Annotated in this window: 18 protein-coding genes; 8 read left to right on the top strand and 10 right to left on the bottom strand. The window is 62.2% G+C overall.

What is annotated here, in order from left to right:
* Positions 1 to 43: 43 nt before the first annotated feature.
* From A7X77_RS27090 to A7X77_RS27075, 4 genes are read right to left on the bottom strand one after another with little or no spacing between them, the layout of a single operon-like run.
* Positions 44 to 1,234, bottom strand: coding sequence for a M24 family metallopeptidase (locus tag A7X77_RS27090; RefSeq protein ID WP_064685932.1), 1,191 nt, complete (start codon positions 1,232 to 1,234; stop codon positions 44 to 46).
* 24 nt (positions 1,235 to 1,258) lie between these two features.
* A complete protein-coding gene (locus A7X77_RS27085; protein WP_064685931.1) occupies positions 1,259 to 1,672 on the bottom strand; it encodes a cupin domain-containing protein in 414 nt (137 codons plus the stop codon).
* A gap of 26 nt (positions 1,673 to 1,698) precedes the next feature.
* Positions 1,699 to 2,541 carry a phosphoenolpyruvate hydrolase family protein gene (locus A7X77_RS27080; protein WP_064685930.1) on the bottom strand — a complete coding sequence of 281 codons (843 nt, stop codon included), beginning with the start codon at positions 2,539 to 2,541 and terminating at the stop codon, positions 1,699 to 1,701.
* Between the two features lie 12 nt (positions 2,542 to 2,553).
* Positions 2,554 to 3,750, bottom strand: coding sequence for a Tm-1-like ATP-binding domain-containing protein (locus A7X77_RS27075; RefSeq protein WP_064685929.1), 1,197 nt, complete (start codon positions 3,748 to 3,750; stop codon positions 2,554 to 2,556).
* Positions 3,751 to 3,847: 97 nt separating this feature from the next.
* On the opposite strand from A7X77_RS27075, the gene A7X77_RS27070 reads away from it, so the two are divergent.
* From A7X77_RS27070 to A7X77_RS27040, 7 genes are all read left to right on the top strand, one after another.
* Positions 3,848 to 4,486, top strand: a complete 639-nt coding sequence (locus A7X77_RS27070; protein WP_064685928.1) for a TetR/AcrR family transcriptional regulator — start codon at positions 3,848 to 3,850, stop codon at positions 4,484 to 4,486.
* 346 nt (positions 4,487 to 4,832) lie between these two features.
* Entirely contained in the window at positions 4,833 to 6,143 is a 1,311-nt protein-coding gene (locus A7X77_RS27065; protein WP_064685927.1) for an ABC transporter substrate-binding protein, read from the top strand.
* Positions 6,144 to 6,300: 157 nt separating this feature from the next.
* Positions 6,301 to 7,206, top strand: a complete 906-nt coding sequence (locus A7X77_RS27060; protein ID WP_064685926.1) for a carbohydrate ABC transporter permease — start codon at positions 6,301 to 6,303, stop codon at positions 7,204 to 7,206.
* A gap of 1 nt (position 7,207) precedes the next feature.
* Positions 7,208 to 8,167 (top strand): carbohydrate ABC transporter permease, encoded by a 960-nt coding sequence (locus tag A7X77_RS27055; RefSeq protein ID WP_064685925.1) that lies wholly within the window; start codon positions 7,208 to 7,210, stop codon positions 8,165 to 8,167.
* Positions 8,164 to 8,367: a hypothetical protein gene (locus A7X77_RS27050; RefSeq protein WP_064685924.1), complete on the top strand. Its 204-nt coding sequence runs from the start codon at positions 8,164 to 8,166 to the stop codon at positions 8,365 to 8,367. Before A7X77_RS27055 ends, A7X77_RS27050 begins: the two co-directional genes overlap by 4 nt.
* Positions 8,364 to 9,473 (top strand): ABC transporter ATP-binding protein, encoded by a 1,110-nt coding sequence (locus A7X77_RS27045; protein WP_064685923.1) that lies wholly within the window; start codon positions 8,364 to 8,366, stop codon positions 9,471 to 9,473. The genes A7X77_RS27050 and A7X77_RS27045 overlap by 4 nt, the downstream gene beginning before the upstream one ends.
* The gene (locus A7X77_RS27040) at positions 9,473 to 10,549 is read left to right on the top strand and encodes an ABC transporter ATP-binding protein (protein ID WP_064685922.1); all 1,077 of its coding nucleotides are present in this window, start codon (positions 9,473 to 9,475) and stop codon (positions 10,547 to 10,549) included. Before A7X77_RS27045 ends, A7X77_RS27040 begins: the two co-directional genes overlap by 1 nt.
* Positions 10,550 to 10,620: 71 nt before the next feature.
* Here the strand turns inward: A7X77_RS27040 and A7X77_RS27035 are convergent, their stop codons facing one another.
* The 4 genes from A7X77_RS27035 to A7X77_RS27020 all read right to left on the bottom strand — a co-directional run bounded on the left by A7X77_RS27035 (position 10,621) and on the right by A7X77_RS27020 (position 14,431).
* Positions 10,621 to 11,595, bottom strand: coding sequence for an NAD(P)-dependent oxidoreductase (locus tag A7X77_RS27035; RefSeq protein ID WP_064685921.1), 975 nt, complete (start codon positions 11,593 to 11,595; stop codon positions 10,621 to 10,623).
* Positions 11,592 to 12,308, bottom strand: coding sequence for a FadR/GntR family transcriptional regulator (locus tag A7X77_RS27030; protein WP_156668164.1), 717 nt, complete (start codon positions 12,306 to 12,308; stop codon positions 11,592 to 11,594). Before A7X77_RS27030 ends, A7X77_RS27035 begins: the two co-directional genes overlap by 4 nt.
* 2 nt (positions 12,309 to 12,310) lie before the next feature.
* A complete protein-coding gene (locus A7X77_RS27025) occupies positions 12,311 to 13,480 on the bottom strand; it encodes a mandelate racemase/muconate lactonizing enzyme family protein (protein ID WP_064685919.1) in 1,170 nt (389 codons plus the stop codon).
* 63 nt (positions 13,481 to 13,543) lie between these two features.
* On the bottom strand, positions 13,544 to 14,431 hold the full coding sequence (locus A7X77_RS27020) for a sugar phosphate isomerase/epimerase family protein (protein WP_064685918.1): 888 nt from the start codon (positions 14,429 to 14,431) through the stop codon (positions 13,544 to 13,546).
* 330 nt (positions 14,432 to 14,761) lie between these two features.
* On the opposite strand from A7X77_RS27020, the gene A7X77_RS27015 reads away from it, so the two are divergent.
* Positions 14,762 to 15,613: a sugar phosphate isomerase/epimerase family protein gene (locus tag A7X77_RS27015; protein WP_064685917.1), complete on the top strand. Its 852-nt coding sequence runs from the start codon at positions 14,762 to 14,764 to the stop codon at positions 15,611 to 15,613.
* A 128-nt stretch (positions 15,614 to 15,741) separates the two neighbouring features.
* On the opposite strand, the gene putA is transcribed toward A7X77_RS27015, so the two are convergent.
* Positions 15,742 to 19,449 carry a trifunctional transcriptional regulator/proline dehydrogenase/L-glutamate gamma-semialdehyde dehydrogenase gene (gene putA, locus A7X77_RS27010; protein WP_064685916.1) on the bottom strand — a complete coding sequence of 1,236 codons (3,708 nt, stop codon included), beginning with the start codon at positions 19,447 to 19,449 and terminating at the stop codon, positions 15,742 to 15,744.
* A 29-nt stretch (positions 19,450 to 19,478) separates the two neighbouring features.
* Complete coding sequence (locus tag A7X77_RS27005) at positions 19,479 to 19,685, bottom strand: hypothetical protein (protein ID WP_064685915.1); 207 nt, start codon at positions 19,683 to 19,685, stop codon at positions 19,479 to 19,481.
* Between the last annotated feature and the right edge of the window lie 54 nt (positions 19,686 to 19,739).

Here is a 19,739-nt window from a genome sequence, read left to right as displayed (position 1 = left end):
GTGACATCTGCCGGGCCTTCCATTGAGGGCTCACGGAGCGCAATCACACTCCGCCGCGGTTCCAGCCTCGTCCACGGTCGCCGAACATTTCATAGCCGCCATCGGTGATGGCGAGCGTATCCTCCAGCTTGATGAATCCGCGTTTCGGGTGCAGCATCGTCGTCTCGACCGAGATCACACTGCCGGCCTCCAGTGGCTTGTCGGCATCGACACCCTCATAGGCGACGGGGTGGTTCGTCATGAGGAATGGTGCTTCGTGGCTGATGAGGCCCATGCCATGGCAGAAGAAGTCGGTATAGGCCGCTGATGGCGAGGCTTTGAGCTCGGCTTCCGCCGCCACGATCATTTCACTGCCTGGCGCCCCTGCTCTGACCTTGGCGAAGGCCGCTTGCTGAATGCATTCGACCTCGGCCAGAAGGTCCTCCAGCTCCGCATCCGGCTCGCCGAGCACGCCCATGCGGCATAGGTCACCGATATATCCGTGATAGTTGCCGCCTGAATCGATCGACAGGATCTCACCCTCGGCCCAGGCCTGCGGCGAGCCCGCGCGGTTGTGACTGGCGCCGAGCGTCAGCAGACAATATTCGAAGTGCAGCCCGCGGTTCGTCTCCTCCCGGCGCAGTTGCTCGATGATCTCCAGTTTCGTCGAACCGGCGCGTGCCGCCGCGATCGTCGCCAGCATCGAGTCGGTGATCAGTTCGGAGGCGCGTCTAAGCTTTGCCAGTTCGTCCGGTGTCTTGACGGCCCTCAGCCGCTCCAAAACATGCGTGGCATCGACAAATCGAGCGCCATCCAGCCGAGAGGCAAGAAGATCGCGGGCGTCGGACGGCAGGAAGGCTGGCTCGATGCCGATGCGCCCACCGGTCTTGCCGATTTTCTTCAGGTGCTCGACGGCGAGCCCCGCTGCATCCTGCGTGCCCCAGGTCGCCGTATGCACGGCGGGCGTCCAGAATGGATTATTCTGGTGCTCTGCGCCTTCCATGCGGTTCCCCACATAGGCGGAGTGATCAGGCGTGCCCTTCTCGTAAATCAAGATCGGCAGGTACCGGCTATGACCAATCGCATCCATGGCGGCGAAGAAGATGAACTTGTAGCCGCCCATGAGATATTGCGTGTTGTGTTTGGAGGTGGCGACGATGACGTCGATACCGGCTTCCTCCATGAGGCGGTCGAGCTTGGCCGTATCGAAGGGCGCCACGGTGGGCTGCCTTGTTTGCCCGGCATTGTCGTTCATTGTCTTTTCTCCCAGAATATCGCCTCAGAGGCCCTGCGGCAGCAGGCGGAAGTCTGGCAAATCGCGAAGCGCAAGCTCCGGTCCCGCCGGTGAATAGACCACGAAGAGGAGCATAGGCCCGCCGCCAGTGTTCTTGGTCGAATGAAAGCGACTTTCGGGAATATAGATCGTGCAGCCGCTGGCGACCTGCCGCGTCATCGGATTACCGTTCTCGTCCTCGACCATCTGCTCGCCCTCGCCGGAAATCACGAAGATGATTTCCTCTGCGCCCGGGTGATTGTGGCGGGAATGGCCCTCGCCACTTGGCAGTTCGACGACGCCTCCGGAAAAGCGGCTGGCGCCGTTGACCTCGGGCGCCACGGTCAGCGACAGCTTGCCCCAGTCGAAACCGAAGGCGCTCACATCCTCGGGATAGATGAAGTACTTGTCCTTTTCCATGAAACGGCCTCCTCCATGCCCTTCCATCAGACGACCGCGCTAAGGGCGAGCGCCTTGAAGTCTTCCGTCTGCTTGCGGATTGCAGCCTCCGCCGGCAGGCGCTCCATCGAGCTTGCACCATAAAAGCCGTGGCAACCAGCACAACGCTCGAGGACGTAGCGCGCATCCTCCGGCATGGAGATAGGGCCGCCGTGGCAGAGGACGATGACGTCGTCGCGCACGGACCGCGCCGCCTTGGCGATCGCGGCGATCTCGTCGACGCAGTCATCGAGCGACCTGCCGGATGTGGCGCCTATCGTGCCGCCGGTCGTTACCCCCATATGCGCCACGACGATGTCGGCGCCGGCGACTGTCATGGCGATAGCCTCGCTCTCGTTAAAGACATAGGGCGTCGTCAGCAGGTCGAGCCCGTGGGCGGTGGCGATCATTTCGACCTCCAGATTGTAGCTCATGCCTGTCTCCTCGAAACTCTGCCGCATCCGGCCGTCGAAGAGGCCGATCGTGGGGAAGTTCTGTACACCTGAAAAGCCCATAGCCTTCAGGTCGGCGAGGAAGCGCGGCATCAGCACAAAGGGGTCCGTGCCATTGACGCCGGCGAGCACCGGCGTCTTTTTCACGACCGGCAACACTTCGAGCGCCATGTCCTTCACAATTTCGTTGGCATTGCCGTAGGCCAGCAGTCCGGCCGCAGACCCGCGCCCCGCCATGCGGTAGCGCCCAGAATTGTAGATAATGATGAGATCGATGCCGCCTGCCTCCTCAGCCTTGGCAGAGATGCCGGTGCCGGCGCCGCCGCCGACGATCGGCACACCGGCTGCGATCATGCCGTGGAATTTTTCGAGGATGGTCTTGCGCGGTATGGCTGGCATCGATTTTGTCTCTCAGGGGTTGGCGATGTCACGATAGGCCGCGACGGCGGCTTCTGCGAAGTGCGGGTCGTTGATATGGAGCGGCAGGCGAACAATATGTCGCGACACCGTTGGCTTCACCGTCGCCTCAAGCGCGGCAAAGAGCGCGGCGTCGGCTTGCGGATCGAAGAACGCACCGCCTTCGACATCGAGGGCCGAGACGCCCTTTTCGGGAATGAGGAAGCGTACGGGGCCGTGGCAGAGATTGAGCTTTTCGCCGATCCAACGGCCGATCTCAGCGCATTCGGCCGAGGTCGTGCGCATCAAGGTGACATTCGGGTTGTGGCGGTAAAACAGCCGGCCAGCATAACGCTGCGGGACAGTCTCCGGAGCCCAGAAGTTCACCATGTCGAGCGCGCCGGCCGAGCCGACATAGGGCAGGCCGGTGCGGGCGATCGCGTCGAAACGGTCCGTGGTGGCAGGCAGGACGCCTCCGAAAAGCAGGTCGCAGACCTCGGTCGTCGTGATATCGAGCACGCCTGAAATCAGACCGCTGTCGGCCAGCTTCTCCATTGCCCGCCCGCCCGTGCCGGTAGCGTGGAAGACCAGGCAGTCATAATCCGTCCGCAGGCGCTCGACCATGGCGGATACGGCAGGTGTAGTCACGCCGAACATAGTAAGCCCGAGCGCCGGTTTCGATGCAGTCACCTCAGCCGGCCGGTGGGACATGGCGGTGATCGCCTGGGCGGCGTTGTGGAGGATGACGCGGCTAAGCCGGTTCAGGCCCGCCATGTCCGTGACCGAAGGCATCATCACGATGTCGGAAACATCGACATAGGGAGCAACATCGCCGGAGGCGAGTGTCGAGACCATGATCTTTGGCAGGCCGAGCCGCAATTGGCGCATGCCCGCAGTTATGATCGAGGTGCCCCCGCCGCCACCGATACCGATGATGCCGGCGATGTCCTGGCGCCCCACGAGGAAGCGCGCGAAGGCAATGCCCATCGCTTCGACCGCCCTTCCGCGGTCCTCACAGGCAAGGACGGCTACAGCACCGTCGGGGTGGCATGCCGCAACCGTATCGGCCTTCACATCGACAGCGGTCCGGGGCGCACGGCTGCCGACATCGACGCGTACTACAGCCCCGCCCGCCGCTTCGATGCAAGCGGCGAGGTAGGCAAGCTCCTCGCCCTTCGTGTCGGCCGTCCCGACCACGTAGATCTGCTTCATTTCCCCTCCGAGATCGGTTGGGTTCCTCCCAGCATATCCCACCTCGGGGCAAGCGGTGGGCCCTTGCAAATTTGTGAGACGCGCGTATCATAAAGATATGGATGTCTCACGTCAACAGAGCGAAACAGCGAGGACCGAGCGAGGCCCACGTGCCCGCACGCGAAAACTGATGCTCGAAACAGCAACGCGACTCATGCAGTCGGGCATTACTCCGTCGGTAAGCGAAGTGGCCGAGGCCGCCGAAGTGTCGCGCGCGACGGCCTACCGCTACTTTCCGAGTCAGGCCGCGCTCGTGCATGCCGTGGTCGATGAAGCTCTGGGACCGATACTCGGCTGGTCGTCCGACAGTCCGGATGCACGCACCCGCGTCGCCGACCTTTTGGCGACCGCGATGCCGCGCATCGACGAGTTCGAGGCCACTTTCAAGGCCGCGCTGAAACTTTCGCTGGACCAGTGGGCGCAGCGCCAGGCGGGAACGCTCGGCAACGAGCCGCTGTTCACGCGCGGCCACCGGGTCGACCTGCTGAAGTCCGTGACGGCCCCCCTGCAGGGCGCCGTGCCGCCGGAGTCCCGGGAACGCCTTGCGCAGGCGCTTTCGCTTGTTTTCGGCGTCGAGGTGCTGATCGTTCTGAAGGATATCTGGGGCCTGACCTCTGAAAGCGCCCAGTCTGTTGCCGAGTGGGCTGCCAAGGCGCTCGTTGACAGCGCGTTACGTCAGGCTGAGAGCAAAGGATGATATGGAAGCCCGTCAACTGGTTCGACCAGATGAAGACATGTTCGTGGTCGTCATTGGCGATGCGAAAAGTGAGACGCCCGACAGGGCTGCATCAATGGAGCCGCAAATCGCGGGAAAATGTCCAGAATTCTGGAAGACATGCCGTTGATGAAGCTCTCCAAGGGCCGCCCTTGACGATAATGGCGTTTGGTACTACCAGATCAGGGATATAATATTCAGGCTTGAGATCTGAAACGCGCTAGGGGTCGGGGAGGACCCCGGCACGAAAACCACCCAGGAGGATCAAGAAGCCAGATCGGGAGGCCCGCGACGACGCGGGAAGCGTGCATAAATGGGAGGAAACGTTATGCGCAAAACAATGACCGGTCTCGTCGCCGGTGTCGGATTGATGTGGGCCTGCGGAACGTCCGCACAGGCCCAGGAACTGACGATTTTCTGGGCCGAGTGGGACCCGGCAAATTACCTTCAGGAACTTGCCAACGAATACGAGGCTGAAACCGGCGTCAAGGTCACTGTCGAGACGACACCATGGTCCGACTTTCAGACCAAGGCCTTCACCGAATTCAACGCAAAGGGCTCAGCCTATGACATGGTCGTCGGCGACAGCCAGTGGATCGGGGCTGCGTCAGAAGCTGGACACTACGTCGATCTCACGGAATTTTTCACCAAGCACAATCTGACCCAGGTGATGGCTCCGGCGACGGTGAAATACTACTCCGAGTATCCGGCGAACTCGAAGAAGTACTGGTCAGTTCCTGCAGAAGGTGACGCCGTCGGCTGGTCCTACCGCAAGGACTGGTTCGAAGATCCCAAGGAGATGGAGGCGTTCAAGGCGAAATACGGTTACGACCTCGCCCCGCCGAAGACATGGGCCCAGATGCGCGACATCGCCGAGTTCTTCCATCGCCCAGATCAGAAGCGCTACGGAATAGCTATCTACACCGACAATTCTTATGACGGTCTCGTCATGGGTGTCGAGAACGCAATCTTCTCGTTCGGAGGAGAACTCGGCGACTACCAGACCTACAAGGTTGACGGCATCATCAACTCTGAGAAGAACGTCAAAGCGCTCGAATTGTATCGCGAGCTTTACGGCTTTACGCCTCCGGGCTGGGCCAAGTCCTTCTTCGTCGAGAACAACCAGGCGATTACCGAGAACCTGGCGGCGATGAGCATGAACTATTTCGCCTTCTTCCCTGCTCTGGTGAACGAGGCGTCGAACCCGAACGCCAAGGTTACCGGCTTCTTTGCCAACCCGGCAGGCCCGAATGGCGAGCAGTTCGCAGCGCTCGGTGGCCAGGGCATATCGGTCATCTCCTATTCAAACAACCAGGAAGAGGCGATGAAATTCCTCGAATGGTTCATCAAGGACGAGACCCAGAAGCGCTGGGCCGAACTCGGTGGCTACACGGCAAGCGCCAAGGTGCTTGAATCCCCGGAATTTCAGAACGCGACACCGTATAACAAGGCCTTCTACGAGACCATGTTCAAGGTGAAGGACTTCTGGGCAACGCCTGAATATGCCGAACTGCTGATCCAGATGAACCAGCGCATTTATCCCTTCGTCACCGCCGGCCAAGGCTCGGCGAAGGAAGCGCTCGACGCTCTGGCGGCTGACTGGAACGCGACGTTCAAGAAATACGGACGTAACAAGTAGCAAAACGCGATCAGCGGAGGGGCTCCGCCGCCCCTCCCATTTCATTCTGCATCTCGCGCCGAAGGGCGCGGTTCGAGAGGGCGCGGCGCCCGGCATTCACTTCGCGCATCGTGATGCCTTCCGGCATCCGGCGCCGAACTCTCGGAGGAGGAGAGGATTGGCCACCGCAGTCATGACATCGCTGGACACGAACTCGCGTGCCGCGTCGCGCGGCATGAGCGACATCCGCATTCGCAACCTGTTCATCATCCCGACGATCCTGTTCCTGATCGTCTTCAACATCTTTCCGCTGATCTATTCGCTCGGCTATTCCTTCACCGACTTTCGCGCCTCATCGAACGCGCCGGCCAATTTCGTCGGCCTGCAGAACTATCGCGAGCTGCTCAATGATCCGTTCATATGGTCGAATTTTGCCATCACCGCGAAATATGTGATCGTCTCGGTGACGGGGCAGGTGATCGTCGGCTTCGGCACGGCGATGCTGCTCAACCGCGATATTCCGCTGAAGGGTCTTCTGACGACACTGCTGCTGCTGCCGATGATGCTGTCGATGGCAGTGGTCGGCCTCTTCTGGAAGCTGCTCTACGATCCCTCCTTTGGCATCATCAACTACACGCTCGGCCTCGGCTCCTTCGAGTGGCTGTCGAATCCGGATGTGGCGCTCTATGCGGTCGCCATCACGGACATCTGGATGTGGTCGCCCTTCGTGATGCTGCTGTCGCTCGCCGGCCTTTCGGCCGTGCCAAAGCACCTTTACGAGGCAGCGGCGATCGACCGGGCAGGACCGTTCTATACTTTCTTCCGCATCACGCTGCCGCTGGTGGCGCCGATCCTGATGATCGCAATCATTTTCCGTACAATGGAAGCCTTCAAAACCTTCGACCTCGCCTACATCCTGACCAGCCAGCCGACGACGGAAGTAATCTCCATTCGGCTCTATAAGATGGCCTTCCAGGAATGGCAGACGGGGCGCTCCTGCGCACTCGCCTACATCGTGCTCATCATGATCCTCGCCATCACCAACATTTACGTCAAGTACCTTAACAAAGTGAAGGAGCGCTGAGATGGCGGCCGTCCAAACCCGCTCCGAACGCGCGCTGAACCGGGTCGCAATCGCCGCCGTACTCGTCATTACGCTGATCTTCCTGGCGCCGATCTACTGGATCACCTCCACGGCCTTCAAGCCGCGCAACCTCGCCACAACCATACCGCCGACAGTGCTCTTTGAGCCGGAACTCTCACCCTTGGTGAAGCTCTTCACCAAGCGCTCGCAGCTGCGCGGAGTGCCGACGCCCGAAGAATATGCCGCCGCCCCCTGGTGGGAGCGGATGGTGTTCGACGGCGGTGAGAAGATCGTCCGCTCCGGCCGCGGCGAGGTGCAGCCATCCGGCTATCCGAACCGCTTCATGAACTCGCTGATCGTCGCCATTACCTCCACCGTGCTGGCAGTCGGCATGGGTACCTTCACCGCCTACGGCTTCTCGCGCTTCAGAGTGAAGGGGGAGGCAGACCTTCTCTTCTTCATCCTGTCGACGCGCATGCTTCCGCCCGTTGTCGTGGCGATCCCGATGTTCCTCATGTACCGCGTCGTAGGCCTCAACGACACGCACTGGGGCCTGATCATACTCTACACGGCCTTCAACCTTTCCTTCTCCGTTTGGCTGATGAAGGGTTTCATCGACGAGATCCCGAAGGAATACGAGGAGGCCGCCCTCGTCGACGGCTACACGCGGATGGAGGCCTTCTTCAAGATCGTCATTCCGGAAGCGGCGACCGGCATAGCCGCGACAGCCGTCTTCTGCTTCATCACGGCCTGGAACGAATATGCATTTGCACTGATCATGACGAACCGGCGGGCGCAAACCGCTCCACCCTTCATCCCGAGCCAGGTCGGCTCCGGACTGCCGGATTGGACGGTCATCGCGGCAGGTACCTTCCTGTTCCTGCTACCGGTCGCCATCTTTACCTTCCTGCTCAGGAACCATCTCCTGCGCGGCATGAGCTTCGGAGCGATCCGCAAATGACCTTTCGCGCCTTCAACCAGAAATATCTCGAACCCGGTTCGCAGTATCTGATGATCTTGGGCATCATCGCGCTCTGCCAGCCCTGGAACCTGTTTCTGCACCGCTACGGCATGACGATGACGCTTGTCGGACTGATCGCCTTCATGGTGACGAGCAAAATCCCCCAGGATGCGCAACGAGACGAAGGCAGCGATACATGACGCAGATCGAACTACGCGCCATCCAGAAGTATTTCGGGGCGGTCCAGGTCATCAAAGACCTCAATCTCGCCATCGCCGACAACGAGTTCATCGTGCTGCTCGGACAATCGGGCTGCGGCAAGACGACGACGTTGCGGGCCATCGCGGGTCTGGAGACGATCGACGACGGCGACATCCTGATCGATGGCCGGCCGGTGCAGCATATCAAGGCATCCGGGCGGGACATCGCCATGGTGTTCCAGTCCTTCTCGCTCTATCCGCACATGACGGTCTACGAAAACATCGCCTTCCCGCTCCGCGCCACCCGGATGAGCCGCGCCGATGTCGATAGGGCGGTCCGGGAGATCGCCGCCGTGCTGCGCATTACCGATTTGCTGGCCCGCAAGCCATCGGCGCTGTCAGGTGGGGACATGCAACGTGTCGCAATCGGCCGCGCGCTGGTGCGACGCCCAAAGGCCATGCTGATGGATGAGCCGATCGGTGCGCTGGACGCGAAACTGCGAGAGGAGATGAGGGCGGAAATCAAGCGTCTGCATATCAAGCAGGGTTCCACCACCATCTACGTGACGCATGACCAGGTGGAGGCCATGTCGCTCGCCGACCGCATCGTCATCATGCACGAGGGCATCCTTCAGCAGGTCGGCACGCCGGAAGAGGTTTACGGGCAACCCGCCAACATGTTCGTGGCGCAGTTTGTCGGAAGCCCCGTCATGAACATGGCGCCGGCAACCGTCAGTGAAACGGGCGGCCACACGAGCGTCCAGGTCGGCGATGGGCCAACGGGCTTCGAGTTCCCCGCGGTTCTCGCCAACCGTCTCTCTGAGGCGAGGGCCGCGAACGGGCAGCTGACACTCGGCGTTCGGCCGGAGGGCGTGGTCGTTTCGCGGGAGGCGCGTGAGGGCTTCGTTCCGGTCGAGGCGCATATTATCGAGCCGCTCGGTTCGCACGATATCGTGGACCTGAAGGTCGGCCAGCAAATGATCAGGGCACGCACCAAGAGCGGTTTCGTGCCCGGTCCTGGCGAAGCCGTCTGGGCCCGCATCGACCCCGCCCAGGCGCATTTCTTCAACACGACAACCGGTTCATCGCTTGGGATCAGACTCTGATGGCGCATATCGAACTCAAGGGCATCACCAAGACTTTCGGCACCCACACAGCACTTAAAAACCTGAACATCGACATCGCCGACGGCGAGTTCTTCGTGCTGCTCGGGCAGACCGGCGCCGGCAAGACGACGACGCTGCGCCTGATTGCCGGTCTTGAGAAGCCGACGGCAGGCCAGATCTTCATCGACGGGCACGACGTCGCCGACTGGGGCGCCGCCGAGCGGGACGTAGCGCTGGTGCTGCAGCAATACTCGCTTTACCCGCGTTATACGGTTCGGGAGAACCTGGAATTTCCATTGAAATCCCGTATCCGCCGCATTGAGCCCCAGGAAATCCAGGAGCGAGTCGCACGAGTGGCGAAGACCCTGCGTATCGAGCATCTCCTCGACCGCAAGACGGATCGGCTGTCGGGAGGCGAGATGCAGCGCGTATCGATCGGCCGGGCGATCGTGCGCAAGCCGCGGGTGTTCCTGATGGACGAACCGCTTTCGGCGCTGGACGCGAAGCTTCGCGAAGCACTCCGCACGGAGTTGAAGAACCTGCAGATGAACCTCGGCGCGACCTTCCTCTTCGTCACCCATGACCAGATAGAGGCCATGTCGATGGGCGACAAGATCGGCGTCCTGAACAACGGCCAATTGGTGCAGACAGGCACACCGCAGGAGATCTACCGGAACCCGGTCAACACCTTCGTCGCGCGCGCCGTCGGTTCACCGCCGATGAACCTGATCACCGGTACGCTTGCCGGCGGCGAGGCAGTGGCCAGCGAGGGCTACCGGCTGCCGTTGGGCAACCGCCACGCGATCGCGGCGGACGGTCGCCCGCTCACCTTCGGCATCCGTCCGGAGGACATCTTCCTCGACAGCGGCGCGCCAGGGGAAGCGCGGGTACACGACGTGGAGAACCATGGCGTCGAAAAGATTGTGACGCTACGCACCGGCGAGAAGTTCATCCACGCGACCGTGCCGACGCAAACGGTACTTCGTATCGAGGACACGGTTCGCTTTTCGTGGAATCCGGAAAAGGTCGTGCTGTTTGACGCCGGAAGCGGGGTAAGCCTGCGGCACGCCGGCTAAGCTGATCCGCCAGAAAAATGCCGATGCTCTCGGCGGCACAGCAAACAGCCAAGCTTCCATCGGATGGCCCGCTATGCCGGAAAGCGCCGGCGGTAGTGCTCTACCACTTCGGGATTACGCAAATTGACGGGCAAGTCGCCTTTGATGACGCGCAGCGCTTCGCTCGCCGCGCCTGTTCCCATGCGCATCATGCTCTCTTCCGTCAGACCAGCCAGGTGCGGAGTGACAATAACGTTGGCAAAGCCGAAATAGGGGTGGTCGAGTGGCAGCGGCTGCGTTGCGAAGACGTCGAGCGCGGCTCCGCCGATGCGGCCATCGCGCAGCGCCTGGATCAGCGCCGCGTCATCGACGACGAGACCGCGTGAGACGTTGACCAGGATGGCCGCGGGCTTCATGCGACCAATGCGCCCGGCATTGAGCAAGCCAGTCGTCTCCGGCGTCAGCGGGCAGCAGAGCACGACGATGTCGGCCAGCGCGACAAGCTCATCGATCGACAGAAAGCGCGCGCCCTCCGGCACGCTTTCGGGCGACCGGCTCGTCGCGACCACCTGCAGGCCAAAGCCGAACTTCGCGATCTTGAAGATCGCCTTGCCAACATTGCCCATACCGACGATACCCATGGTGCGGCCGCCGAGATCGACGGCCGCATCCGACTGGACGCGGCCCGCCGCCCAGCCGTCCTGGCGCAGTTCCCGGTCCATCTGGCGAAAGCGACGCAGCAGGGCCAGTGTCACCAGGATGACGTGCTCGGCGACGGTCGACGCGTTGACAGCAGGCACGTTGGCGACCAGCACGCCGGCACGGGTCGCCGCCTCCATCGGCACCATGTCGAGGCCGGCGCCATGGCGGATCGCCGCCCGAAGCGCCGGCGCATCCTCGAAGAAGGCCGGCGGGATCGGCGCGCGCACGACAATAATGCCCGCGCCGCGGCCTTCTCGCAGCAGGGTTTCTGGATCCGGCGCGGAAGCCACGCGCAGATCACCTGCAGCCTGAAGCATGGCCTCGGCCGCGGGATGCAGGGGATGTGTGGAAAAGATGAAGCTCATCGGCCCTTCCCGCCGGTTACGCCTATCCGGCTGCCGCCTGGACCGCCGATGAGACCCTTCCAATAGCTTTCGGCACCTTGAAGATGCGCGCTCATCAGCGCCTGGGCGAGGTTGCCGTCTCGGGCAAGCAGCGCCTCGTAGATGCGGATATGCTCCTCATGCGAGCGCCGGCTGCGGGCGGCATCGGCAAAATAGATCGGCAGCCGGTGCTCGCCCATGACGTAATAGACGCTGCACACCCGATAAAAGACGCTATTCTTGGTGGCTCGCACGATCTCCAGATGGAAATCCCGGTCCTCGCGTGCCAGCCCCTCGCCCGCGGCAAGCTTCTCCTCGGACGCGGCCAGGATATCGCGCAAGCGCTGGTAATTTTCCTCCGTCGCCCGATTACAGGCGAGTTCGGCGGCCTTGATCTCATGGATCTTGCGAAGCTCCACGGTCTCGTAGATCAGGATGGGATCAAGCGGAACACCGGCGCGGGCAAAAAGTGCCATTGCCTCCACGCTCGCCTCCGTCGTCGTCAGGTAGATGCCCGACTTGGCTCGGCGCTCGACGATGCGCATAGCCTCCAGAATGGCCAGCGCCTCACGAATCTGGCCGCGGCTGACGCTGAAGTGCTCCGCAAGCTCGCGCTCCGATGGCGTGCGGCCGTTGTCGCTCGAGTTTGAGAAAAGATGTGCCGCGAGATCGGAGAGGAGGGAGTTTTCTTTCATCGTCAGTGTCTTTGCGCATGAGTCTCCAGGACCCGCTGATTGATTGTGAAACCCAGACCAGGTCTGTCCGGGATCTCTATCATACCGTCCTTTACAGACACAGAATCCTCGACAAGGTCATGGATCATCGGATTTGCGCCGAGCGAGTATTCGATGACGAAGCTTGCCGGGGAGGCCGCGCACAAGTGCAGGCCGGAGAAGAAGCACGGCGCACCGGCCCAAAGATGCGGGGCGAAACGGAGGTTGAATGCGCTGGCGAGCGAACTGATGCGCATCGCCTCCGTAATGCCGCCACAGAAGGCCGGATCGGGCTGAAATATGTCGGCGGCCCGAAGCATGGCAAGATCTCGGAAGGCAAAACGCGTCGCCTCGCTCTCGCCGGCAGCGATCGGCACATTCCCGGCCGCGCGCACCTCCGCCAGGCCAGGCTTGTCATCGGCTATCACCGGCTCCTCGAACCAGGCGAGGTCGCAATCGGCAACCATCTGGATGAACCGCTTCGCTTCGGCAACAGTATAGGTGCCGTGCGCGTCGACCATCAAGTCGACGTCGGGGCCGACCGCTTTGCGAGCCGCCCGCACGCGCGCTGCCGAGACATGCGGCGCACGATCCATCGCGCCGACCCGCATCTTGACTGACTTGAAACCGCCGGCCGCGATATAGGACCGGAGTTGCTCGCCGATCTTCTCCGCGCTCTCCCAACCGCCGGAGGCATAGGCTGGCAACCTATCTGCCTTGCGGCCACCCAGCAGCTTCCAGACTGGGACGCCGAGCGATTTGCCGAGAATGTCCCAGAGTGCGATGTCGACCGCGCTGATCGCCGCGACGGAAAGGCCGCGCCGAGCGATCTCGGGCATGGCGTGGCCCGAACTCGCCGCCGTCTCGTGGCGTACGCCGTTATAGAGCATCTCCCATATGGTGGAGATGTCGCCAGGATCGCGGCCGATGAGCTTTGGCCCTACCTCTTGATTGATCATGTGTACCAGCGTGCCGTAGGTGCCCGCACTGCCTGCGGCATTCTTACCCTCTCCCCAACCCACGATGCCGTCGTTCGTTTCGATACGCAGGATCGCAGCATCGAAAGTCGTCAGCCGGCCGAAGTCGCTGCGGTGCTGACGGCTCGCCTCGATGGGAATCTTGACCCACCAGGCCTCGACGGTTTTGATACGCATGTCCCGGATCCCCGCTCCTCACGGCCCGCGGGCCGCTGGCCGCGGGCATATGTCTTCCGTTCGTTACTTGATCAGCGGCAGGATCGTCTCGGCGGTAATCCGCATCTGATCGTCGTAGAATTTCTCAGTGAGGAGGCTCGAGCCGTGGTCCTGGATAAATTTCAGCTGCTCCGGGGGGATGTCGACGGGGTTGCGCTCGACCATGTCCGGATATTTGGTGGCCGGCGTCCGGTCAACCGGAGCGACGAATTCGTTGGTGACGGCACCGTCGTAACCGATCTCCTTCAGCGTGCCGATGATCTTCGGCCAGTCGAGGTGGCCGAGGCCGGCGGCGAAACGATTGTTATCGGCGATGTGAAAATCGAACAGGCGCTTACCGGCAAGCCGGATCGCCTCATACACGTCTTCCTCCTCGATGTTCAGGTGGAAGGCATCCAGGCAGACCCCGCATTCGGGGTTAACGGCATCGGCGAGCGCCAGCGCCTGGGCGGCACGGTTGAAGAAATAGGTCTCGAAACGGTTGAGCGGCTCAACGGCAATGCGCACGCCCCTCTTCTGAGCATGGGCAAAACACTCCCTGGTGGCGTCAACCACCCATCTCCACTCTTCCTCCTCGGTCCCATCCGGCACGACCTTGCCGACCGTCGCCGGCACGAGCGTGAGGATCTCGCCCTCGAGTTCGCTGACCATGGTGATGACGCTCTTGACATAGTCCACTGACCTGGCGCGCTGGCCTTCATCCCTGGCAGCAAGATTTCGCTCGCCGAGGGTCAGCGTAACGGCGCCCCAGCAGCGGATGCCGTGCTCCTTCAGCAGCGCACGCGTCTCCTTGACGTCGTACTGAGCCGGCTCGCCGGAAATCTCGATGCTCTCGTAGCCGTATTTCTTGATGCGCTTCAGCGTGACGGCGAGCGGTTCGGCCCGCATCCAGTTGTGTGTCGAAAGATGCATGGGGTCCTCCTAGACTGTTGCGGCCACGCTCGACAGCCACTTGGCGTCGAAACATCCCCTTGTCCTGACCAGCTTGTTTACCTGGCAATCTGGTTTGGCCAATTTTTGTTGTCTGAAAGATCTAACCTAATTCCAGAGCCTCTGCAAGACGAGCCTGAATTGCTTAGATTTCCAAGCGGCGCGGATGTTTTCGCTTCATTTTCACGGATACGTGCGAATTCGACGTTCAGCACGGCGGATCAACTGGCTTGACCACGATTGTGCATTTGGTATGACCAGATTAAGTAAAGCCGCTGACGGGTATTGGCCGCGAGGCCGAGGGGAGGAAAAATGAAGATCGGCATGTGCATGTTCCTCTGGACGACAAGTGTCGGCCGAAAACACGAGGCACTGTTACGCGACATCAAGGAGACGGGGTTTGATGGCGTCGAAATTCCGGTCTTTTCGGGCACACCCGACAACTACCGGCGGCTCGGGTCCTTGCTCGACCGGATCGGCCTGGAACGGACCGCCGTTTCCGCCATTGGCGACCCCGCGATGAATCTGATCGCCCCCGACGCCGCAACCCGCAAGCGCGGCATCGACTACGTGAAATGGGCAATCGACTGCAGCGATGCGCTCGGCGCAACAATGCTGAGCGGGCCGCTACACTCGACGCTGGGAAAATTTTCGGGGAGCGGGCCGAGCGCGGCGGAACTCAAGCGCTCAGTTTCCTCACAACTGGCGATCGGCGATCATGCAGCAAAGCACGGCGTCACCATCGGACTTGAGGCGCTCAACCGCTTCGAATGTTACCTGTTCAACACGATGGATGACCTTGCGGCACATATCGACGCAATCGGACATCCGAATATCCGCGCCATGTACGATACATTCCACAGCAATATCGAAGAAGCCGATCCCATCGGCGCCTTCACGCGAAACAGTGACCGCATCGTGCATGTCCACATTTCGGAGAACGACCGCGGCGTACCAGGCCGTGGCAACATTCCCTGGGCCGAAACCTTCAGGGCCCTGCGCGCGAGCGGCTACGACGGATGGCTGACAATCGAGGCCTTCGGTCGGGCGCTCAAGGAGCTTGCCGCAGCGACAAAGGTCTGGCGCGACTTCTCCGAGACACCGGAGTCGGTCTATCGTGAAGGCTACCGCCATATCCGCGACGGATGGCGCGCGGCGGCATGACTATCAACCGGGCTGCCTGACTTCTATCCGGACAGCTGCGGACGCGGCCAAAACGGCCAAAGGAATGCCGACGGTCATGCAGCTCATGCAGGACCGCCGTTTTCTCCGGCTCGAGGAAGACGCGTTGCTTAGCCGATGGCCATGAGGCTTGCATTGCCGCCCGCAGCCGCAGTGTTGATCGAGGTCGACACCTCCTCCAGCAGCCAGTTGAGGCAATAGGCCTCGGGATCGCTCGCAAGCTCGTCGGTTGTCGCAGCCTGGACCAGCAGCAGCGGACCGGGTAGCGAGGCGATTTTCTTATTGACGGCAAGAACCCTGTCGCGATCGCCTTCCACCAGCGCGCCGGAGAATGGCCCGTCCTTCTCCCAATCCGAGGTCCAGGAAAGCCGGCTCCCGACTGCAGCCGGCAAATCAGCGAGCAGCGATTTCGAGAGGGAACCGGCATCCACCGCGACATGATTGCCCGTTGCAAGCGCTGCGGCGATCTGGCGGTAGAGTCCACTCTGCGTCTGCGGCACTAGCAGAATGCGGCCGCGCGGATGCAGCGCGTAAAGATTGCGCTCGCCGACCGGGCCGGTGAGTTCGCGTTCGAGCCCAAGCGCCGAGCGGCCGGCATAACCACGCGCCGCCTCCCCTTCGCCCGACAAGCCCTTCTTGTCGAGCCAGACGATGTAGTCGCGCAGGGCAAGGTCCGTATGAACCGAATCCTGCTGCGGCGGCACCGGGGCGCGCTGCACCAGGCGGCCGATATAGAGCGGGCCGCCTGCCTTCGGACCCGTTCCCGACAGGCCGCGGCCGCCGAACGGCTGGACACCGACGACGGCGCCGATAATGTTGCGGTTGACGTAGAGGTTGCCGGCCTTGATGCGGCTCGTCACATGCGCGATGGTTTCGTCAAGCCGCGTGTGAAGTCCGAATGTGAGGCCGTAACCCGAGGCATTGATGTCGTCGATCAGGCGGTCGAGCCCGTTTCTCTTGAAGCGGTAGACATGCAGGACCGGTCCGAAGACCTCCTTGGTCAGATCCGACAGCGACTTGATCTCGATGATCGTCGGCGGAACGAAGGTGCCCGCCGCAGCACTTGCGGGCAGCTTCAACTGCTCCACTTTGCAGCCTGCGCCGCGCATCTGCTCGATATGCTGATCGATCTCCGACTTCGCGCCGTCATTGATGACGGGCCCGACATCGACGCTCAGGCGATCGGTACGTCCGACCGTTAGTTCGCGGAAGGCGCCCTTCAACATGGCAAGCGTCCTGTCGGCGATATCGTCCTGAAGGCACAGAACCCGAAGAGCCGAGCACCGCTGGCCGGCGCTGTCGAAAGCAGACGCAATAACGTCGGCCACGACCTGTTCGGCCAATGCCGAGGAGTCGACGATCATGCCGTTCTGACCACCGGTTTCGGCGATCAGCGGGATCGGTTTGCCGGTCGACGACAGCCGTTCGGCCAACTGCGCCTGGATCATGCGGGCGACCTCGGTCGAGCCGGTAAACATGACGCCGGCGGTCTCAGGAGCCCCGACCATGCCGGCGCCGAGCCGGCCGCTGCCGGGCACGAATTGCAGAGCGCCGACCGGCACGCCCGCCTCGTGGAGAATCTTGACACTCTCCGAGGCGATGATCGGCGTCACGCCGGCGGGCTTGGCCAGCACGGGATTGCCGGCCACCAGCGCGGCGGCCACCTGTCCGGTGAAGATCGCCAGCGGGAAATTCCACGGGCTGATGCAGACGATCGGCCCAAGCGGCGCGTGGGACGGCCCGAGGGTCTTTCGCGCCTGTTCGGCGTAATAGCGTAGGAAGTCGATCGCCTCACGCACTTCGCCGACGGCGTTTGCCGCCGATTTGCCGGCCTCGCGCATGACGATGCCCATCAGGGTCTTGATGCGGGCCTGCATGATATCGGCCGCCCGCTCCAGGCAGGCCGCCCGTTCGGCCGGCGGCACGGCCGCCCATTGCGGTGCATAGTCGGCCGCCATCGCAACGATACGGGCCGCGTCTTCGACCTTCACTTCGGTGACCGTGCCGACGACGTCGCGGTGATCGGCAGGATTGAGAACATCGCGCGTCACCCCATCCGTGGAACCGTCGGCGAGGATCGGAAGCGTATGCCACGGGCTCGCGGCCGTGGAGGCGAGCGCCTGCGCCAGATCCGTCAGCGTCGCCTCGTTCGAGAGATCGAGCCCGTCCGAATTGGCGCGGGCATGGCCGTAGAGCGCCTTCGGCGCAGCGATCTGTACATGAGGAGCACCGACGACAGGCATGGCCGCAACGGTCTCGGCGGGATCGGCGATCAGCGCCTCGACCGAAACGTTCGGATCGGAGATGCGGTGCACGAAGGAGGAGTTGGCGCCGTTCTCGAGGAGGCGGCGCACCAGATAGGCGAGCAACGTCTCATGGGTTCCGACTGGCGCATAGATGCGGCAGGGCCGGTCGAGCTTTTCCTTGCCGACGACCTCGTCATAGAGCGGTTCGCCCATGCCGTGCAGGCACTGGAACTCGTATTTGCCGACAGCGAAATCGGGACCGGCGAGATGATAGATCGTCGCCAGCGTCTGCGCATTGTGGGTCGCGAACTGCGGGAAAACCGCATCCGGCGCACCGAGCAGCTTGCGCGCGCAAGCGATATAGGCGACGTCGGTGTAGATCTTGCGGGTATAGACCGGATAGTCGTTGAGGCCATCCAGCTGGGCACGCTTGATCTCTGCGTCCCAATAGGCCCCCTTGACCAGACGGACCATCATCCGGCGCCCGGAGCGGCGGGCGAGATCGATAATGTAATCGAGCACGAAGGGGCAGCGTTTGCCATAGGCCTGCACGACGAAGCCAAGCCCGCTCCATCCGGCAAGCTCCGGCGCGAAGCAGAGCTCCTCGAGCAGATCGAGCGAAAGCTCCAGCCGGTCGGCCTCCTCGGCATCGATGTTGAGGCCGATATCATAGGTCTTGGCGAGCACGGCGAGCGCCTTGACCTTGGGCAGCAATTCTCCCATCACACGACCTGCCTGCGCCCTGACATAGCGGGGGTGCAGCGCCGAAAGCTTGATTGAAATGCCAGGGCCGTCATAGATGCCGCGCCCGTTCGAGGCCTTGCCGATGGCGTGGATCGCCTTTTCATAGTCCTTGAAATAACGCTCGGCGTCGGCGGCCGTCGTCGCGGCCTCGCCCAGCATGTCGTAGGAATAGCGGAAGCCGCGCGCTTCGAGCGGCCGGGCGCGCTTCAGCGCCTCCTCGATCGTCTCACCGGTGACGAACTGCTCGCCCATCATGCGCATCGCCATGTCGACGCCGCGGCGGATCACCGGTTCGCCGGCCCGCGCGATCAGCCGCGTCAGCGCTGCCGACAGGCTGCGGGCGTTGACCGTCGACGTCAGCTTGCCGGTGACGACGAGGCCCCAGGTGGCGGCGTTGACGAACATGGATTTCCCGCCGCCGATATGGGACGTCCAGTTGCCCTCAGCGATCTTGTCGCGGATCAGCGCGTCGCGGGTGTCGGTATCGGGAATGCGCAACAGCGCTTCGGCAAGGCACATGAGCGCCACGCCTTCCTGGCTGGAAAGCGAATATTCCTGCACCAGCCCTTCGACGCCGGTGCCCTTGTGCTTGGCGCGCAAAGCTTCGATCAGCGTGCGAGCGGTACTGCGGATGTCATAGCGTTTGGCCTCGGAAACGCGCGCGGCCGCAACGAGGGGCGGCAGGCATTCGGTTTCCGGACGGCGATAGGCCGCAGTGATCGCCTGGCGAAGTTCCGATTGCGGCCGGATCGGCGGCGCAAAAGCGGCGAACGGCACGCCGCCGGCAGGTTCTTTGGAGGATGCGGGGTCGATCGCTGCGTTCAACATGGGAAATCCCTGATCAGTGAAAGTTTCGTCTAACGGATAAATGGAACACCGGGCTCATCATCACAGGTGGCATCGTCCGTGAAAATCGGGCCGGAATATTCCGTCTCGCGGAGCGGGCGCGCATCCGGCTTGTCGCGCTTAAGGGTGAATGCCGCCGCCACGGCTTTTATCGCCAGTGGTCGATAGTGAACGAGCAGATCCGGCTTTTGATCCTCACCCGTCTCTTTCTTGTGCATGTCACTCCCCATTTTGCGTTCGGCGCCGATAGCGGTCCCGGCAAGCTGCCGGCC

The sequence above is a fragment of the Rhizobium bangladeshense genome (assembly GCF_001662075.1).
Classification (GTDB): domain Bacteria; phylum Pseudomonadota; class Alphaproteobacteria; order Rhizobiales; family Rhizobiaceae; genus Rhizobium; species Rhizobium bangladeshense_B.
This window is presented reverse-complemented; position numbering and strand designations above follow the sequence as displayed.

What these genes read in the sequence shown, in the direction of transcription:
- A7X77_RS27090 (WP_064685932.1), bottom strand. Translation starts at nt 1,234, where the DNA reads ATGAACGACAATGCCGGGCAAACAAGGCAGCCCACCGTGGCGCCCTTC.
- A7X77_RS27085 (WP_064685931.1), bottom strand. Translation starts at nt 1,672, where the DNA reads ATGGAAAAGGACAAGTACTTCATCTATCCCGAGGATGTGAGCGCCTTC.
- A7X77_RS27080 (WP_064685930.1), bottom strand. Translation starts at nt 2,541, where the DNA reads ATGCCAGCCATACCGCGCAAGACCATCCTCGAAAAATTCCACGGCATG.
- A7X77_RS27075 (WP_064685929.1), bottom strand. Translation starts at nt 3,750, where the DNA reads ATGAAGCAGATCTACGTGGTCGGGACGGCCGACACGAAGGGCGAGGAG.
- A7X77_RS27070 (WP_064685928.1), top strand. Translation starts at nt 3,848, where the DNA reads ATGGATGTCTCACGTCAACAGAGCGAAACAGCGAGGACCGAGCGAGGC.
- A7X77_RS27065 (WP_064685927.1), top strand. Translation starts at nt 4,833, where the DNA reads ATGCGCAAAACAATGACCGGTCTCGTCGCCGGTGTCGGATTGATGTGG.
- A7X77_RS27055 (WP_064685925.1), top strand. Translation starts at nt 7,208, where the DNA reads ATGGCGGCCGTCCAAACCCGCTCCGAACGCGCGCTGAACCGGGTCGCA.
- A7X77_RS27050 (WP_064685924.1), top strand. Translation starts at nt 8,164, where the DNA reads ATGACCTTTCGCGCCTTCAACCAGAAATATCTCGAACCCGGTTCGCAG.
- A7X77_RS27045 (WP_064685923.1), top strand. Translation starts at nt 8,364, where the DNA reads ATGACGCAGATCGAACTACGCGCCATCCAGAAGTATTTCGGGGCGGTC.
- A7X77_RS27040 (WP_064685922.1), top strand. Translation starts at nt 9,473, where the DNA reads ATGGCGCATATCGAACTCAAGGGCATCACCAAGACTTTCGGCACCCAC.
- A7X77_RS27035 (WP_064685921.1), bottom strand. Translation starts at nt 11,595, where the DNA reads ATGAGCTTCATCTTTTCCACACATCCCCTGCATCCCGCGGCCGAGGCC.
- A7X77_RS27030 (WP_156668164.1), bottom strand. Translation starts at nt 12,308, where the DNA reads ATGAAAGAAAACTCCCTCCTCTCCGATCTCGCGGCACATCTTTTCTCA.
- A7X77_RS27025 (WP_064685919.1), bottom strand. Translation starts at nt 13,480, where the DNA reads ATGCGTATCAAAACCGTCGAGGCCTGGTGGGTCAAGATTCCCATCGAG.
- A7X77_RS27020 (WP_064685918.1), bottom strand. Translation starts at nt 14,431, where the DNA reads ATGCATCTTTCGACACACAACTGGATGCGGGCCGAACCGCTCGCCGTC.
- A7X77_RS27015 (WP_064685917.1), top strand. Translation starts at nt 14,762, where the DNA reads ATGAAGATCGGCATGTGCATGTTCCTCTGGACGACAAGTGTCGGCCGA.
- putA (WP_064685916.1), bottom strand. Translation starts at nt 19,449, where the DNA reads ATGTTGAACGCAGCGATCGACCCCGCATCCTCCAAAGAACCTGCCGGC.
- A7X77_RS27005 (WP_064685915.1), bottom strand. Translation starts at nt 19,685, where the DNA reads ATGCACAAGAAAGAGACGGGTGAGGATCAAAAGCCGGATCTGCTCGTT.